The following is an 18,016-nucleotide window of genomic DNA, read 5'->3' on the forward strand; positions in this document are numbered from 1 at the left end:
CGGCAATTTCTTATAATACCGGTTGGCCTGATGTTTTCGGTTTGCTTTATAAATCAAAGAACTGGGTATTATATCTAAAATCTGTGATAATACCGGCTGTCCGACAAAACTTTTATCTTTAACCATCATTAGTGAAGTTTAGGTGTGGTAACTCAAACTTAACTAATCAGGGTGGTTCTTCGGAACTGCCCTTTCTATTTTCTATTCGATAATTTTAGTCGGACAATAGTGAAAAATAATAAAAAAAAAAGTGCCCGCCTGAAAGTATTAAGCACCCGTTTAAGTTTTTGTTATGATAAATCATTACTGGATAGATAATTTCCTTTATAAGGGTGTTGCTCGTTAAAGAACGGCATTCTCCCGTTGCTGCATTCTAATTTTAGATCCAAAGCTTCTTAATAGGCTGCTATTCTCATTCCATGGACAGTAAATTGATCAAATCGGCGAATCAACGGGAACCGAATCGATATTTCGCAGACTTTATCCCGTTCAAAGTCGGGCAACTCCCGTTGTTGCAGTCGGATCTTCTTTAAATAAAATGGGCTTCGAATGTATTGCTGGTTTCATCCTCATTTCCAGGCCACCGGATACAACAGTCGAAATCAGCGGCAATCGACAGGCCTAACCGCAGCACTACCCGTAAAAAACGGGCATTTATCGTTATTGCATTTTGTCCGTCCAGAACCGTAAACATTCTCAATAACACTATTTCTCCTTCTATCGAACGGAAATTAATTACGTACCGAATAATGGGGAAGCTGTTGATCCTGACGGAAACTTAATCATTTAAAACGGGAAGCTTACGTTGTTTTATTTAATCAGTGTGCAACGGAAAACTCACACTAGAAATCAGTTCTCATTCCATTGAAAAAAAGTTGATCATATTGGACAAAATCATCGGGAAACATCCGAAATTGACCAAAGCACAATTAAAAAAAAATGGGGTTCCCGTTGTTGCATATTACTCATGGAACGACAAACTTCTTAATAATCACTATCTGATTGATAGGAAGCTATAAAAAGGAGGAATCAAAAAATGTTGTGGTATTAAAATTGGCCCTGCCCGTGAATCCCTACCCGTTAAGAAACGGGCATCTACCGTTGTTGCACTCCAATTTCCCTTAAATAAAACAATCTTTGATTACATTGCGGAAAAGAAATTGGTCATATTGAGCGTAATCATAGGGAAGTAGCCGATATTGACCAAAGAGTCGTTCGTTAAGTACAACAATCTCTGTTGTCGCATTGATTATACTTGTAACCGGAAACTTCCCAATAATCACCTTTTCTCTCTTTGCCAATATAAACCTGACCGCATCACCAAATCAAGAAGAATGATCCGATGCTGACATAGGTTTCCCCGTCAAAAAATAGGAATGTCCCGTTCTACATTAAAATAAATCTGAAACGTCAAACTTCCCAATTAGCGCCTGTTCCATTGCATTAATAGCAACCTTACCCTCTTTCCAAATCAACGGGAATGACCGACGTGGACTTAAGTTTCACCCGTTAAAAGACGGGAATCTCCCGTTATTGCGCTCAATCCCTCCGAAACGGCGAACTTCCCGATGATGACCTGTTCTCACCTTATCAATCGTAATTTGATCCCGATTTTTTTTTCAAATTCTTCCATACCATCTGTTTCACGATTGCAATCTAATCATCACCTGAATCACTGGATCAAAATTTTTCGGGCATTGTTATTTTGAAAACCGTCTTTCCTTCGAATTATGTGCCGGAGACCTGCATGACCTTGCTATAGGTTATTACGGAATAAAGTAAAATATCTGTATGGCAAATAGTACCTTCTAATTCAGCTAAAATCCATAAGATCGGATACCCTTACTTCCAGTGCTTCCGCTAACTGCAGGATAGTATTGAAGGTTATATTTATTTTTCCTTTCTCAATTTTCGAAATCTTGCTATTGTCAACGTTACAGGCATAGGACAGTTCACGCAAACTCATTTTCTTTTGTTTGCGTAAATGACTCAAATGTTCGCCGAATTTTCTCAGTGCTTTTTTATCACCTGATCTGCCCATATGAAGGCAGGAAATTCAAAGAAAAAAATTGGATAAGTGCGGTCTAAAACGACCGCATATCCAAAAAATTTCTATTTTGTGGCAGGTAACCCAGATTTATTACAAATTGAATCCTGAGATGTCGTCATGCTAGAGAATAATTATATCAAACAAATTGTTTTAATTGCCAAGGATCGTCTTGAACAGACAAAACGGCCGCTTTCCGATAAAGAACTTTGCAGAAATATTGTTTCTATATTGAAGAAAAAACTGGGCAAAGAAGATAGACGACATTCTTCCAAAGTTAGATTCTCAAAAGAAATTTTGCCGTTTGTATTAAATCATCCAACCTGGCAGAATGCCATTGCTAAAACAGAACATAAAAAATTCGACCTGGTAATAAGGATACAAAATCATCAGGCAACCGACAACAAATTTGAGCTTAATGGACATTTGACTTTGGATAAGGCAATTACGGAACTCAATACTATGCTCAAAAAAGTAGATCCCCTGAAACTGGAAGAACTTGTACGATTACTGATAGAAAAAAAATTCGGATACGATGCCACACTGACTTCTAGATCGAATGACGGCGGGATAGACATTATTGCCACGAAAAAAGACGAGACTGCCTATTCAGGAAAATCAAAGAAGATGTTCATTTTTGCCCAGGTAAAGCGATATGATAAAACCGTGGGTAGAGAGTATGGCGATAAGTTCATCGGTGCAGTGCAAAAATTCAGGATTAAGAAAGACTGGTCAAAATTTGATTGTTTTTTTATCACAACATCCACTCTACCGCCTTCATTTGAGAAAAATTTCAGAGATTCGGAACCTGAAGGTGTTACGTTTTCCTGTTGGGATGGACGCAAATTGTCACGATACCTCATTGAGTCCGGAATAGGTGTAAACTTTCACCTTGATACAGAGTTCTGGGAAAAACAGCAATAGAATTAATGATTTTAAATGCTGGAGCTATTCTTTCGAACACATCAAAAAAACATTACCAAATCGAAGACAATTGCCAGGCCTTAAAACTAACTAATTGCGTTTTGCCTTTTTCGGAAAACACCTGTATGCCCGTTTGATTGGGGGAAGGGTAGGTCACTGCACTTAACACAACTTTGCCCTGGTTGGTGAACACTTCAACAGAAGATTGATCTATCAGGATATGTAATTTAATCAAGTTACTTTCCGGTTCGACCGGGGCGAACATTTTAGTCGCAAATTTTTTGGTAAAATCTGTGTCCGTAATAAAGTCTGTGCAGTTGGTCCTGTCAATACAAAAGATAGAAAGTTTGGGATCATAACTTAGTCTGAGCTTTCGGCCTTCTCCTATCAATAAGTCAAATCCAAAAACGAATGATTGATCCGCTTTAAACACAGCTTCGATTTCATACATATTCCTTGCAGGCTTGAATTCTGGAATGCTCATGATGCCGCTGATCGTTCGGTTGGTAAAATGCACGGGCTCTCTTCGCAACCCTTTCAAGGCATCAATTGGTTGCTGAATCAGTCGTATTCCTTCCGGAAATTTTTTCAAAGCGATATACCTTGGCACCGATTGAAATCCGGTTCCCCAGGAAGTAGGTGAAGTCCTTGCGTATCGCCAATTGCCCAGCCAACTTATCATAATTACCGAATCACCCAAATCTTTATTTGAATCATAATTCCTCCATGTCTTTGTAGCATAAAAATCTTCGCCGTAGTCTAACCATAACGCATGCTCTGCTTGTAAGCTTAGCAGATTATCTGCAAACATTATGTGATCAACTGCAATTGAGCCATTTTTACTTTCAGTATTTTTATCTGTTAGTTCAAAATAAGCCTCCTTCCCTTTTAAATCACGAACATCCCACCCGAACCATTTTAAGACAGGAGAATTATTTCCAGTAGCAGAGCGCACCGTCTTTCCATCTACAACCAGCCGAAAAGAAAGTGAATCTGAATTTTGTCCCCCGCCAATTAAAAAATTAATAGCATTTTGTTTTATTCTGAAGGACCGGGACCTGATCCGCCCAATCCTATTATCACCAGATAAGCTCCCGGCATAGGACTTACCCAGGTAATCTTTCCCATCTGCTATATTTTTTCGGATAGCAAATGCGTCTCCTTCGACCTGCCACTTTGTGAATGATTCAGACTCAAAATCGTCATATACCATGCCCTTCAATCCCTTTCCATCCTTTAAATAATTTTCCATTTGAGAATCCGGAATAAACGTTTTGCCATCAAAATCACCAATAAAATACTGAACCTTATTAGGGCCTCGTCCAATAATCATGATCCATTTTTTTTCATTTCTGCTACCAATAACAGGCAACTCAAAAAGGTCAGGACATTCCCAAAATGAATTCCTGGCTCCCAGGTCGCCGAAACTGCTGCAGAATTTCCATTCTTTCAGATCAGCGGATTCATAAATTGGTATCTGGTGCTGATCTGGGAGAGCGACGACCATTTTCCACTTACTACTGAGCTTATGCCAAAACACCTGCGGATCCCTGAAGTATTTCTTATTAATATCCAAAACAGGATTGCGGTCATAATAGTTGAATTCTCTTCCGCCATCAGTACTAACTGAAATTGCCTGCGATTCGGGTAACGAGTCGCCTTGAAAATGCCTGGTATAAACCGCGATCATACTGTTTTCTCCAAATCCGCTGGTGTTATTCGTGTCCACAGCGACTGATCCGGTAAAATAAGAGAAAGGACGAGGGGCTCTTTTCATAGGCTTCGGTAACTCCCTCCAGTGTATGAGGTCATTTGATACCGCATGTTCCCATTGACCATACCAGAAAAGATGATAAGTGCCGTCAAAAATAAAGAGCCCTTTCGGATCAGCCATTGAACTGCTTTTTGACGAAAGATGAAATTGGGGCCGGTACTTTTCATCGTACTGCGCGGCGACATTCATAGTCGTGGAAAGAATCAACGAAGATATAAGCCATCTAACAGCCATTTCCTGTTTCATATGCCAAGTTTAAAATGATTAAAAGAAAGTTGATGTGTAATTATGAGATCAATTCCTCGATCGCCCCTGCCAACATATTCACATGATTTTTAGTACAGCTTTCGCCCATGATTCCTATGCGCCATATTCTTCCCGCAAAAGCACCTAAGCCACCTCCCACTTCAATATTATACTTGCTGAGTAATTCATTTCTCAACTTTACTTCATCTACGCCTTCAGGAAGAAATACAGAATTCAAATTGGGCAAACGATATTTTTCTTCCACCAAAAAGCGGAATCCCAATTTTTCCAATTTAAGTTTCAAATAAAGGTGTACTTCTTTATGCCTTGCCCAACGATTTTCTAACCCTTCTTCTAAAACGAGGCTCAATGCTTCATGCAAAGCAAATATTGAAGACACAGGAGCTGTATGATGGTACGCCCGTTTGGCTCCCGTCCAATAATTTTTCACCATACTTAAATCAAGAAACCAGCTTTGTACTTTAGTTTTTCGGTTATCCAATACTTTTACAGCAGCTTCGGAAAAACTAACCGGTGACAAACCCGGAGGGGCACTCAGGCATTTTTGTGATCCGGTATAAATCGCATCAATTTTCCATTCATCTACTTTCAATGGTACACCGGTAAAAGAAGTAACTGCATCTACTACCAGTAAAGCCCCGGCAACATGCACCAGGTCGCTGATTTCCTGTAGCGGTTGTAAAGCACCAGTGGAGGTTTCTGCATGAACCAATGCTACAAGTTTAGGTTTATGGCATTGATCAAGAGCTTTTTTTATTTGAGCAGGTTCAGTTACCTTTCCCCACTCTGTATCTATTTTATATACTATCGCTCCGCATCTTTCTGCAATATCTGCCATCCTCCCCCCAAAGACTCCATTAACACAAATGATACATTCATCACCCGGTTCCAATAAATTCACCAAACAGGTTTCCATACCGGCACTACCCGGGGCAGACACAACGAATGTGAGATGATTTTTTGTTATAAATATTTCCTGCACCATGCTTTTGACTTCATCCATCATTTGTATAAACTCCGGATCAAGATGTCCTATCAGAGGAGTTGACATAGCTTTTAATACTCTTGGATGTGCATCTGAAGGACCGGGCCCCATCAATACCCGCTTTGTTGGATTGAAAATAGAATTCATTCTTTTATTAGTATTAAGATTTACTCCGCTACTTCGTCCAGCAATTTCAAAATGGATTCGTAGTTCTTTCCGACTGCTTCTGACAGGGCCATTTCGCAGGTGACAGAAGAAGAATAGTACCCATCATAATTGGTTTGCTTTACTTCACCCGACTCGATCCTGGTTGCTGATGTTGTTAATTGGGGATAATAAAACCCTTTGTCGCCGGCCATACCGCAGCATCTGGCAAAAGTTGGAATATCCGCCTGTTTTGCGCAGGCTTTACCAATCATTTGAAGATTTGGCAGTAACCCCATTTTATAAACGGAACAAACAGGATGAAAAACAATCTTATCTTTTGACCTGGTGATATTCAATCGCGGCAATAATTTTTCCGCGGCAAAATCAATCACGTCCAGGATATTCATTTTATCAAAGCGGTTCTTATTCTCATTTGTCAGGTAAGCTCGGCATGATCGGATGGTTTGCGTACAACTGGTGACATCCACTACGACCGGAATTTTTCCATTCTCTGAACATTTCCATAATTTTTCTGTAGTCTTATTTGCAGTGAAGCGATAAGCTTCTGTATATCCTTTTGATGAAAAGATCTGGCCACAACAACCACCTTTTATATCTTCAGGTATTATAACATTAATATTCGCTTTTTTACAAACTGATAAAAACACATCACTGGTTTCACCACCCATTGTACGGGAAACACAACTTGAAAAATAAACGACTTGCCCATTTTCTATTGTAGGTTTCTGACTTATGATTTTTTTACCCGGCTTCCTCAATTGATTTGACCATACAGGTATACCCGGTACTATTCTTTTTGTAGCCGTTGTAAATTTTTTCATGAAATTTTTACCAAAGACTTGGTTTAAAAGAAAGCCTGCCCTTAATACCAGTCTTGTAGTATCCTCAAAGAATTTAAAATGTTTGGCAACCCATATTGCCAATTTCTTTTGTACGGCAGAATGATTTTCACGCCGCAATCGCTTTATAAGGTCACCGGTATTTATATCCACCGGGCAATTGGCAGCGCACATACCATCAACGGCACAGGTTGCGATACCGTCATAATTATAGTCTTTTAATAAGGCTTTCATTGTGGCGATATCCCCTGCCAATTCCAGACGTTTTATTGCACGACGCACACCAATCCGGCGTCTCGGTGTTAGTGTCAGGTCGCGGCTGGGGCAGCCCTGTTCACAAAAACCACATTCAATGCATTTGTCCACTTCTTCCTCCACTACTGGCATCACTTTTAAATTATGTATATGGGTAAACTTATCTTCCGTTATTATAATACCGGGGTTAAGCAGATTAGTAGGATCAATAATCTTCTTTAGTCGTTTCATAATATGCCAGGCATCAGTCCCCCATTCCTTTTCAATATACGCTGATACGGCTCTCCCGGAACTATGTTCTGCTTTCAATGCCCCATCATATTTATTTAAAATAAGGTCGAAGAGTTCATCATTAAATTTCTCATAATGATCGACATCTTCCTTCGAAAAAAAACTTTGGGATATAACAAAATGCAGGTTGCCATCTTTGGCATGACCGAAGATGATCCCGTTTTCATAGCGGTACTTTTCAAATAAGCGCTGTACATCAACAACTGCTTCGCCCAATCGTTCAACAGGAAATGTAAAATCTTCCATCAATGCAGAAGTGCCCCTGGCCCTCATTCCGGCAACGGAAGGATACATCCCCTTCCTGATTTTCCACATCACTGCCTGTTCTTTAGTATCCAGTGTAAAGTTGGGCTCAATTAGTAAGGGCAATTCTACAAAAACCGGTTGCGCCTTTTTATATTTTTCCAACAATCTTTCCTCAGTAGTTTCCTGGAACTCACATAATATCGCTGATGCTTGAGAGGGTAATTCCTTTAATAAAGCGGGAACACCGGGCATATTTTCTACTGAACGTAAGGATGCCCTGTCCATAAATTCCAATGCTTCTGCTCCCGTACTCTTTAAATCATAAATAGCGTTACAGGCCATTTCCGGACTTTTAAAATATAGCATGGCGGTCATTTTATGAGGCAAATCCGGAACAGTATTTAATACAGCTTCTGCAATAAACGCCAGCGTCCCTTCACCACCAATTATTACATGTGCCAGAATATCCAGCGGATGTTCATAATCGATAAAAGCATTCATGCAATACCCTACTGTATTTTTCTGCTTATATTTTTTGCGGATACGTTCAACAAGTGATGAATTGTTCAAAATTTCGTTTCTCAATGCCCGAAGTTCTTCGGCTATATCATTCGCATCGCTTTCAAATCTTACGTAGTCGCCAGGCAACTCAGAATTAAACACCATACCATTAGGCAACACAAAAGTCATAGACTTTAATGTGTGATAAGAGTTTTGAATTACCCCGCAACACATACCGCTTGAATTATTGGATAAAATGCCACCCATCATCGCAGCATTGATTGAAGCTGGATCGGGCCCGATTTTTCGTCCATAATGTTTTAACGCCTGATTCACATTCGCACCTATTGCGGCCGGTTCTACACGAACGGTTGCTCCATCGTTTTCTGGTATAACTTTTCTCCAGTAATTACTCAAATCCACCAAAATGCCATCCGTAACGCCTTGCCCTGAAAGGCTTGTACCGCCGGCACGAAAAGTGATAGGTATGTTTTCACGATGAGAAAATTCAAATATTTTTTTTACTTCTTCAATGGACATAGGTTGCACAACGGCTTTGGGCAAAAGATAAAAGTGGCTTGCATCGCTGGCATAGGCATAGCGATCAATTAGCCTGGCCTTGACCCTTTGCTTTGGCAAAATCGTATGCAATCGTTTTTCTAAACTGTCCATTCTTTATTATTATTGAAAGGACCTTAAAATAAGTTCATCATTTTCTTACCCCCAGTAAATTGCCTAACTCAAATGCTGTTCTCTTTAAATTGGACGAGGTGCATTGGATCGCCGTTGCTATATCCAATGGCTCATGGCTTATGGGCATCAATACATCAAAATATTGATGCAACGTTTCATGGATTTCTAATGGCAGTCTGCCGGCCAAGCCGATCACGGGCAATCCCATTTGTTTTGCATGCAGTGCAACCCCGAACGGAGCTTTTCCCTGCAACGTTTGTTCATCAATACTTCCTTCACCCGTAATAACAAGGTCGTTGTTTTCTAATGATTTTTCAAAATCCGTCAGACCGAGAAAATAATCAATGCCATTCACCAGCTTTGCGTTCAACAAAGCATACAACCCTGCTGCTGCACCGCCTGCTGTTCCCCCATATTTAATTTCAGCCATATCCCGGCCGGTCTGGTGAAATGCAACAATTGAAAATTTTGCAAGGCCTCCTTCAAGTTGCTGCACCGCCTGTGACGAAGCGCCTTTTTGCGGCCCGAATATTTTCGCGGCTCCATGCGCCCCTAACAGTTTATTATCTACATCACAAAGAACAATTATTTCACTTTCTGCTATTCTCGGATCAAGCCCTGCCAGTTCAATTGAATGCAGGTCTTTAAAATTTCCGGGCAGCTTGTCGATATCTTTTCCCCGTGCATTTAAGAACCTGGCCCCAAGAGCTTTCAAAATTCCATAGCCCCCATCCACGGTTGCTGAACCGCCCATTCCAATAATGATTTTTTTTGCTCCATTGTCAAGTGCTAGTCGGACCTGTTCTCCTGTGCCATAGGAAGTGGCGAGAAGTGGATTTAATTCACCAGGCTTCAACAATTTCAATCCTGAAGCATTCGCCATTTCGATAACTGCTGCACTGCCTTTATCAATTAAACCAAAAGAAGCTTTTATTTTTCTGCCCAACGGATCATTGACTTCTGCCGAAATCAACGTGCCCGCCAATTTTGAAATGATCAGGTCCCCCGTTCCGTCGCCACCATCACCAACAGGAAAACATTCACACTCACACTTCAATTTGCTTTGCTGCAAGCCTTCTTTAATAGCTAATGCCGCAGCCCCGGCGTCAATACTATTTTTAAATGTGTTTGGTGAAATAAGAATATGCATTATTATTTTGTTTTTTCAGATCCCGCTTGTTCTTGACAGTCGCTTATAAATCTTTTATCTGCTTAAATGTTTAAAATAAAATTTATAAAAATGGGATGATCTAATTGTACAGGGTCATAAACCAGCCTGCCAAATAGATGACAACTCCCATGCTTTAAAATTTAGCAATTCGGCCTGCCCTTTTTCAGAAAACAATTGAATACCGGTTTGCGATTCCGAGGGATAAGTTAAAGCGCTCAGCACAATTTTACCTTCATTTGTAAAAACCTCTACGCATGATTGATCCACTAAAATGTGCAGCTTTACGCTATTGTTTTCCTGTTCCACAGGCGCAAACATTTTGGTAGCAAATTTTTCAATGAAATCCGGATTGGAAGTAAAATCAGTGCAATTGGACCGGTCTATACAAAGACTGGAAATTTTAGGATCGTATTTTATTACGAACTTTCTGCCATCCCCAACTAACAAATTCAATCCAAATGCGGCCTGTGAATTTGTATTAAATATTGCTTCAATTTCATAGGTATTTTTTAACGGTTTAAATTCGGGCAGGTCAACATTACCTTTTATTAACCGGTTGCTAAACTCTACTGAATTTCTGCGCAGTTTTTGCAATGCATCAACAGGAGCTTGAATCAGCCGCACACCTTCAGGAAAAGTTTTTAAAGCAATTTCTCTTGGTAATGATTCAAAGCCCTTGCCCCATTGGGAAGGAACATTTCGGGCATACTGCCAATTCCCCAGCCATCCTAAAAAAACCGGGGCTATACCTTTGTTATCGACATCCCGCCATGATCTCGTCGCATAAAAATCCGGCCCGTAGTCCAGCCATAGTGCATGTTGTAATTTTTGTTGCTGAGCGATATTGGAAAAAACGATATGATCAATATCGATATGTCCCCAATCCTCTTCATCATAATTATCTACTAGTTGAATGGCGGCTTTTTGGCCCATAAATTCACTTACATCCCAACCCTCCCATTTCATAATTGAGCTGTTGCTGCCTGTAGCCGTTCTTACTATCCTATTATTTACAACAAGATTTATACAAGTTCGCCCCGGGTGATTTCCTCCAGCTACCAGGAAATTAATAGCATTCTTACTTATTATAAATGGCGTGGAAGTTAATGTTCCTTTTGCCCGATCAGATTCCCGTGATGAGCTTGCGTTACCTTCACCTAGCTTGATTATGGTATCGGAACGATTTGGTCCTTTGCCAAAAGCCGTGCCCGCTATTTTCCAACCGGTATATTTAAAATCATTGAAATTTTCAAATACCGTTCCCGGCATTCCATTGCCTTCGTTCAGGTATGAAATGGTCGCTTCATCAGGTATAAATTTTTTGCCATTAAAGGTGCCCATAAAATATTGAACCCTGTTAGGCCCCTGTCCAATCATAAGCACCCATTTTTTTTGACCGGTTTTTCCGTCCACGTCGAGTTCAAAAAGATCAGGGCATTCCCAAAAAGCACTGCGTGCACCTAAGTCGCCAAACTCGCTTAAGTAAATCCAATCTTTTAAATTATGCGAAGAATAAAAATGTATTTTATGCTGATCCGGAACAGTAACAACCATAATCCATCTACTGGTTGGAGCATACCAAAAAACCTGCGGATCCCTGAAAAAAATCTTCTTTACATCTAATACCGGATTGCCTTTATAAAAATGAAAATTGACCCGGTCATTACTTACTGACAAGCCCTGTGTTTCAGGAAGGCTGTCTCCTCTTTTATGCATCGTGTAAATAGCAATCATGCTGTTGGCCCCAAAGCCCGAAGTATTTTCCTTATCTACCACTACCGAGCCTGAGAAATAAGAAAATGAACCATCTCCTCCCTGCATGGGATAGGGTAATTCTTTCCAATGAACCAAATCTTCCGACACAGCATGTCCCCACCAAAACAGGTGATATTTTCCTTCAGAATAAACCAAACCATCGGGGTCTCCTATCCATCCGGACCTGGGGCTAAAATGGAATTGCGGCCGGTATTTTTCATTGTACTGGGCAAAGGGCTTCCCGGGAAATAAAGATAACAGGGACATTATCACCAATAAACCAATATAGCGCTTCAGTTGCATTCTTTTTACTTAGAAGTAATCTTAAAAAATTTATACGATCTGCCTGGAGGTAAAGCCGCCCGGATTATTTAAATCTTTTCAATGAAATGCCGGCGTAATAATTAATACCCGGGGCGGCATTGTAGTATCGCCCGCCGGCGGCGTTAATATCATAACCCATACTATATTGTACATCAAAAAGATTATTCACTCCTGTAAACACCTCCAGGATGATCTTTTTGCGCACCGTCGTTCTCCAGCCTGTTCGTGCTTCCAGCAAATTATACGAAGATGAATATGAAATATTGCCGTCATTCAACGCTATTGGATCGCTATAATAATAGGTAATATTGGTATAAAAACCAGGCCTGGTTACTATATCTAATCCTGCCGCCAAAGTGTGAGGAGCGACACCCGGAAGTTGCTTTCCTGCGTAATCATTGTTCACCTGCTTAAAATTGCGATATTTAAAATCATTCCACGTATGGCTAATCCGTGTACTTACACGATTGATAAAACCGTTACGTTGCTGAAGCAACTGGTACGTTGCCTGGGTTTCAATACCCCGCTGAAGGGTAGATCCTGCATTGATAAAATAATCTCCCCCTGAATTGTCACGCCTTTGCACAATTGTATTCTTCAACTGAAAATAAAAAGCATTGATTTCTACATATAATCTTTGTTTTAGCCAATTGCTTTTGAAACCGGCTTCATAATTTATACCATGTTCCGCCTCAAGATCAGTACTGATTACGCTGGTAGATGGAAGTACTTCCTGCGCTGTAGGCGGCGAAAATCCTTTCGATATACTGGCATAGACCATCAAACCCGGAATTATCTTTTTGGCCACTGCCACTCTCGGCGCCCATTCACTACTATAGGTTCTTCTCTTTGGAGATGAAGAAGGAATTGAAAGCCGGGTGATTTCAATGGAAGACCTGTTGATACTTAAACCTGCCATCACATTCCAACCATGTGATAACCGCAGATCACTTTGTGCAAATACAGAATAGATCCAATTATTAATATCATCGTCGGTTAGCAAAGTATCAGGGTTACCCCTTTTATTCTTAAATGTTTTGGTATTGAAGAAGCCCCGCTGCGCTTCACCGCCAAAGAGAACCTGTAGGGATGTATTCATTAGTTGACGATCCCATTTAAAAACCGTTCTTCCGCCAAAATGAGGTTCCATTCTCTTTTCATAATTACGGAAAGTAGGATTCTTTATTTGTGAGAAAGCTCCATAAAGAACAAAAGTATTTTGAAAATGATCATTGAATTGATACGCGTTGGTGATACCCGCCAGAAAGGTTTTTTGATAAATAGCGGCCTTTGCAGTTTCAGCGTCGGGAAATGCTCCCGCGGTAGGTCGTGCTGCTTTTGGATCAGAATTGTATTCTTCCAATTTTAGCGCACCGGGTGTTTGGTAATACAGATCGCCGTATAAAACAGAAGCACGCAGTTTTTGTTTACTTCCAATACTGGCCTCCGACTGCCAAGCGGCAATATCACGCCGCATGTTTGTATGATGGCGGTAGCCGTCACTATATTGATGCGTGTAATTAAAACTATTTCTCCTGTCATCACTACCCAATCTTGCCTGTACGCCGATATTTCTGAGATCAAAACTGCCATGTCCGTAATTAAGCATTACTCCGGGATCCCAGCTTTCTGGTTCACTTTGTATAAGTATAGTCCCACCCGTTCCTGCGCCATATAAACTGCTGGCCGGCCCTTTGATAATTTCGATATTGTGAAAATTATAATAGCCAAACTGGTTCAGGTAAGTGCTTCCACCCGGATCGGTAAAAGGAATTCCATCCCAGTAGACCTTTATATTGCGGACACCAAAAGGTGAACGTAAAGTGCTGCCCCGGATATTGATTCGATAACTTCCCGGTGAACGTTCTTCCATCCTCACGCCGGGTGTTGCGTTAAGGACAGGCAAAATACTGGTATTGCTGAAACGATTAAATTGTGATTTGTCGATATAATTGATGGCTGCCGGTACCTGTATTAATTTTTCTTTCTGCTCATAAGCCTTCACCACAACTTCAGCAAGATTATGGGAAAAAATGCTGTCTTCACGCGGGTATTCTTTTTCCTTCTGAGCCAAAGAAGCGAAAGAGACTGTAAATAAAAATATGAATAACACTATCCGGTTCATCAAATACTATTTTAGATTAATTGTAGGATCCTATATTTTTTGTTTTCAATTGCTGCTAATAAATCTTTTACCCGTACCTCTATCTATCATCTATCATTCACCTATCTAATCACTTTTGCGGCTATACGCCCTTTTCCCTTCTGTATCTGTATTACCTGGGAGACCCGGCCCTCCTGCAGCTACATAACCATTGCTTGCACCTAATTTATCAGGTGTGACCCAAAAAGAATAAAGACTGCCTTTTTTAAGATAAAATTTAAACCTTACTTTTTGCCCTTTCAATGATGCGAGATTATTTCTTTTATTCCAGCTTACTTGCTGAATAGTACTATTGGCATGAATCGCTTTGCACTCACTTCTTGTATAAGGCAAAATGACCTTGTAATTTTCATCCAATACTTCTACCAGCAGACTCCCTTCTTTATTGTCAACATTGACGAACATATTCTTGCCGTTAAAAATTACAGGTCGGGTAATAATGTATCCTTCCTCTTCACCGGCATTTAAAGAAACGAAACCATCTCTTCGCAAAACCGCCAGCCCCATACTACCTCCTGCATATATATCAGCTTTTAAATTGGGCGACCATCCCGACCAGGCGCTGTAATAAAAATAAAGGCTATCCCGAACAACAAGGCAACCTCCGCCCACTGCGTGAATATATCCCCTGTCCCAGTCACCTATCTTATTGGTAGACGCAATGAAAGGTTTTCTGTCCGGACGTGAAAAATGAAATCCATCACGACTATATCCAAGGTCCATGTCCGTTATTTTTGGAAACCCGCCAAACTTCGCAATCTTGTTATTGGGGCCGCGATGAATAGTGAATAATCCCAACATGATACTTTCATAGGCCACTGCATCCGCATCATAAAACTGCGTGGAGTCGTTGACCATTGCATTAGCTTCATCAAGCCAATCGGCTTTGAGCCAGTATACAGGCGATTTCCGGGAAGCGGTATCGCTTTCCCATTGCGAAGCGTCAAGAAAATTATCTGCTTCATGGTAACTGCGTACCCGTTGATTTTGCCAGTACGACCTGATGCTGAACACCCATTTTTTTCGAAAGGGGTTGTAAAAAAAGCTACTATTATCACCAAGGACGGAAGTTGTACGTAAAAAATTCCAGTGTATTCCATCCCGTGAATCATATAATTCCCCTCCTTCCCCTCCTTTATACCTGTTATACAAAAACATTTTATAACGGCTTTGACTATCCACTGATTCTCTGTCCATCCAAATAGTGGCGCCATCCCTTCGATAGCCATCACGGATTTTTAAGACCAGGTTCGTTCCCGGAACAATATCCAGTTCAGGACGTGTCCAATGAATTCCGTCAATACTGATCGCATAAGCCGTTCCGCTAAACCAACCGGCATGATACCACATTTTATAAAGTTGATCCTTATAGTCATACCATATTCCGTCGTTAAATGGCGCAGCTACTGGAATATTTCCTCCATTCAATTCAATCGCCGTTTCAGGTCTGAATAGTGGATTCGCATTTATTTTTTCAGCACTGTGATAAGTCTTTTTCAACGTAGTTTGCTCGATAAGAAAATCGTCTACAAATAACTGCCTGCCTACATCAATTAAAACAGCATCCGGCTTATTCAGCAAATAGGGTACTTCAATTGGCTTTCTAGACCTGTCAATATTCCGCGGTGGCCAGGCATCCGGCAATTGTAATCCGTTATACAAAACCTCTCCCCGTTTATGTATATTCAGTGCATCCTTTGATCCCTTAGGTCTGCTTAATAAATAATCTTCTTGGCAATAGGCTTTATTGTGCCATACTATAACGATCAATAAACAAAAAACAGGCGCCGCTCCTTTCATGAATGATACCAATTAGTGTCGCTACATAGAAAATAATTGTCATGACCGGGCACAACAATATCCGCAACAGAAGCAATCTTTTTGTAGGTACGCAATGATTCTTCTATATCCAGCGCTTTAAAATACATGCGACCCTCATCCCAAAAATCTTTTGTCGCCACTGAGTCTCCTGCAACGAATACGGATAAGCCCTTGTAATCAAAACGAAGACCACTGGTCCCCGGTGTATGCCCTGGAGCAGGGACAACATCGATCACATCAAATATGCTGTTGCCAGCAGGCTCCACTTTTTTTCCATAGTTTTCTTTCTCATTAATAACTGCCGCAGCCAATGGACTGGCTAACCATTTTGCGTTGGGAAAATTCGGCATGCCCACATGATGATCTCCATGTTCATGTGTAACAAAAACCACATCAATATTATCAGGAGTGAGCCCGGTGCGTCTTTTTAATTCGTCTGACATTGCTTTGCCATCTTTCAGGGAAGGATCCACAATGACATGAAAATTCTTTCCTGTAATTACTGTGGTCGTACAAATAACAGAATGAAGAGATTTTTCTTCGCTTTCACCCCAATACCTGTTACGTGAAAGATTGCCAATGGTAATAATGTCCCAATGCGTAATGGCAGAATCTTTTTTCCCTTTTAATAAAATAGAATTTCCTGTTGTAGCCTGTTTATGACCTGTCGTTGCCTTATGGCTTGCACAACCTGCGCCGAGCAGTACAGACAGACCTACCGAAGTGCTTAGAAATTTTCTGCGCTCCATACTTATAATTTTTTAAGAACTATATACCCTCCAATTGTAAATGTCTTTTTACAGCATCCAGGTCTTTTTTCATTGCGACCAAAACATTTTTTCCCGGGATGGTCAATGAAGTAGCTCCATTTTCAGCTCCTCCCAGGTCATAATCGCACATAATGCAAACAGGTCCCGTGATTCCATACTGTTTTACTAAACCAAAGTATTTTTTAAAATCTACCATTCCCTCTCCAATTGGAACCGGCTTTATCTCCCATGAATCTTTATTTCTTTCCCACCTGAAATCCCTGATGACCATCGTTTGAACATAAGGATGAATAAGCTTAAAGCATACGGGCCATGAATAAGCTCCGGCGATAGTTGAATGCTTTATATCATACTGGCTGCCGATGTATTGGGGATCCAAATCTTTAATAGTAAGCCATAGATCCCAGATAGAAGATCCAAATCCCTCACCCGAATGATTCAGATAGCTGCTGTAAAGCCCATATTCCTTATTGAGCGCAGCCAGACCTGAAAATTTTTTCTTTATTATTTCCAGGTTTGCAGGAATATCAATGTTTTTTTGATAATTAAGGCCTGACGTTCTGTAGTACTGTATTTTTTGTGCTACAGCTGTCTTTAATATTCTTTTTGTTAATGGTTCATCGGCATCCCGTATGTCTGTACTGACCATCAGTATTTTTATGCCTGCTTTTTCAGCCGCTTCAACCGCCCTGGGTAAATCGGTTTCTACTTTTTCTGGCAATACATGTCCATTGGCACGAACTGTCAAATCAATTCCATCATAACCCATGTCTGCTACGGCCTTTGCCAGGTCATGGTAGTTCAGCCATTGAAGTTGTTTTGAGAAAATACAAACCTTCGCTTTTTCACCTGTTGATCTTTTTCTCAAATTATAGGAACTGGTATTCGACAGGCTATTAGGCATACCAGCCAATGCCAATGTTGGCAATGCCAGGCCGGCAGTCGTTAATAATGATGAAGAAATAAAATCTTTTCGTTTCATATTTTACTTTTAAAAAATATTATCTGATGAGGCATAATG

General features: G+C 40.5%; 11 protein-coding genes. 1 reads left to right on the plus strand and 10 read right to left on the minus strand.

Translation table 11 applies throughout. From position 1 onward, the window contains the following. Positions 1 to 1,813: 1,813 nt before the first annotated feature. A complete protein-coding gene (locus tag P2W73_RS14425) occupies positions 1,814 to 2,041 on the minus strand; it encodes a helix-turn-helix domain-containing protein (RefSeq protein WP_276502767.1) in 228 nt (75 codons plus the stop codon). Positions 2,042 to 2,167: 126 nt separating this feature from the next. On the opposite strand from P2W73_RS14425, the gene P2W73_RS14430 reads away from it, so the two are divergent. Beyond that, positions 2,168 to 2,971, plus strand: a complete 804-nt coding sequence (locus P2W73_RS14430) for a restriction endonuclease (RefSeq protein WP_276502768.1) — start codon at positions 2,168 to 2,170, stop codon at positions 2,969 to 2,971. Between the two features lie 52 nt (positions 2,972 to 3,023). Here the strand turns inward: P2W73_RS14430 and P2W73_RS14435 are convergent, their stop codons facing one another. The 9 genes from P2W73_RS14435 to P2W73_RS14475 form a co-directional block, all read right to left on the minus strand. Further along, positions 3,024 to 4,991 carry a glycoside hydrolase family 32 protein gene (locus tag P2W73_RS14435; RefSeq protein ID WP_276502769.1) on the minus strand — a complete coding sequence of 656 codons (1,968 nt, stop codon included), beginning with the start codon at positions 4,989 to 4,991 and terminating at the stop codon, positions 3,024 to 3,026. Between the two features lie 40 nt (positions 4,992 to 5,031). Beyond that, a complete protein-coding gene (locus P2W73_RS14440; RefSeq protein ID WP_276502770.1) occupies positions 5,032 to 6,144 on the minus strand; it encodes a pyridoxal-phosphate-dependent aminotransferase family protein in 1,113 nt (370 codons plus the stop codon). A gap of 20 nt (positions 6,145 to 6,164) precedes the next feature. Then, positions 6,165 to 8,969, minus strand: coding sequence for an FAD-binding and (Fe-S)-binding domain-containing protein (locus tag P2W73_RS14445; protein WP_276502771.1), 2,805 nt, complete (start codon positions 8,967 to 8,969; stop codon positions 6,165 to 6,167). A 37-nt stretch (positions 8,970 to 9,006) separates the two neighbouring features. Next, positions 9,007 to 10,140: a glycerate kinase gene (locus P2W73_RS14450; RefSeq protein WP_276502772.1), complete on the minus strand. Its 1,134-nt coding sequence runs from the start codon at positions 10,138 to 10,140 to the stop codon at positions 9,007 to 9,009. A 114-nt stretch (positions 10,141 to 10,254) separates the two neighbouring features. Continuing rightward, positions 10,255 to 12,219, minus strand: a complete 1,965-nt coding sequence (locus P2W73_RS14455) for a glycoside hydrolase family 32 protein (RefSeq protein WP_276502773.1) — start codon at positions 12,217 to 12,219, stop codon at positions 10,255 to 10,257. Positions 12,220 to 12,283: 64 nt separating this feature from the next. Beyond that, positions 12,284 to 14,365: a TonB-dependent receptor gene (locus P2W73_RS14460; protein ID WP_276502774.1), complete on the minus strand. Its 2,082-nt coding sequence runs from the start codon at positions 14,363 to 14,365 to the stop codon at positions 12,284 to 12,286. A gap of 105 nt (positions 14,366 to 14,470) precedes the next feature. After that, positions 14,471 to 16,204, minus strand: a complete 1,734-nt coding sequence (locus P2W73_RS14465; protein ID WP_276502775.1) for a hypothetical protein — start codon at positions 16,202 to 16,204, stop codon at positions 14,471 to 14,473. Beyond that, the gene (locus tag P2W73_RS14470) at positions 16,201 to 16,974 is read right to left on the minus strand and encodes an MBL fold metallo-hydrolase (protein WP_276502776.1); all 774 of its coding nucleotides are present in this window, start codon (positions 16,972 to 16,974) and stop codon (positions 16,201 to 16,203) included. The genes P2W73_RS14465 and P2W73_RS14470 overlap by 4 nt, the downstream gene beginning before the upstream one ends. A gap of 19 nt (positions 16,975 to 16,993) precedes the next feature. Then, a complete protein-coding gene (locus tag P2W73_RS14475) occupies positions 16,994 to 17,977 on the minus strand; it encodes a sugar phosphate isomerase/epimerase family protein (RefSeq protein ID WP_276502777.1) in 984 nt (327 codons plus the stop codon). Positions 17,978 to 18,016 lie beyond the last annotated feature (39 nt).

It is taken from the genome of Terrimonas pollutisoli, from assembly GCF_029360765.1.
In the GTDB taxonomy this organism is placed as follows: domain Bacteria; phylum Bacteroidota; class Bacteroidia; order Chitinophagales; family Chitinophagaceae; genus Terrimonas_B; species Terrimonas_B pollutisoli.

Bases quoted from the DNA above. Each gene is read 5' to 3' on its own strand.
- P2W73_RS14445 (WP_276502771.1), bottom strand. From the start codon at position 8,969: ATGGACAGTTTAGAAAAACGATTGCATACGATTTTGCCAAAGCAAAGG.
- P2W73_RS14465 (WP_276502775.1), bottom strand. From the start codon at position 16,204: ATGAAAGGAGCGGCGCCTGTTTTTTGTTTATTGATCGTTATAGTATGG.
- P2W73_RS14435 (WP_276502769.1), bottom strand. From the start codon at position 4,991: ATGAAACAGGAAATGGCTGTTAGATGGCTTATATCTTCGTTGATTCTT.
- P2W73_RS14475 (WP_276502777.1), bottom strand. From the start codon at position 17,977: ATGAAACGAAAAGATTTTATTTCTTCATCATTATTAACGACTGCCGGC.
- P2W73_RS14470 (WP_276502776.1), bottom strand. From the start codon at position 16,974: ATGGAGCGCAGAAAATTTCTAAGCACTTCGGTAGGTCTGTCTGTACTG.
- P2W73_RS14460 (WP_276502774.1), bottom strand. From the start codon at position 14,365: ATGAACCGGATAGTGTTATTCATATTTTTATTTACAGTCTCTTTCGCT.
- P2W73_RS14455 (WP_276502773.1), bottom strand. From the start codon at position 12,219: ATGCAACTGAAGCGCTATATTGGTTTATTGGTGATAATGTCCCTGTTA.
- P2W73_RS14430 (WP_276502768.1), top strand. From the start codon at position 2,168: ATGCTAGAGAATAATTATATCAAACAAATTGTTTTAATTGCCAAGGAT.
- P2W73_RS14450 (WP_276502772.1), bottom strand. From the start codon at position 10,140: ATGCATATTCTTATTTCACCAAACACATTTAAAAATAGTATTGACGCC.
- P2W73_RS14425 (WP_276502767.1), bottom strand. From the start codon at position 2,041: ATGGGCAGATCAGGTGATAAAAAAGCACTGAGAAAATTCGGCGAACAT.
- P2W73_RS14440 (WP_276502770.1), bottom strand. From the start codon at position 6,144: ATGAATTCTATTTTCAATCCAACAAAGCGGGTATTGATGGGGCCCGGT.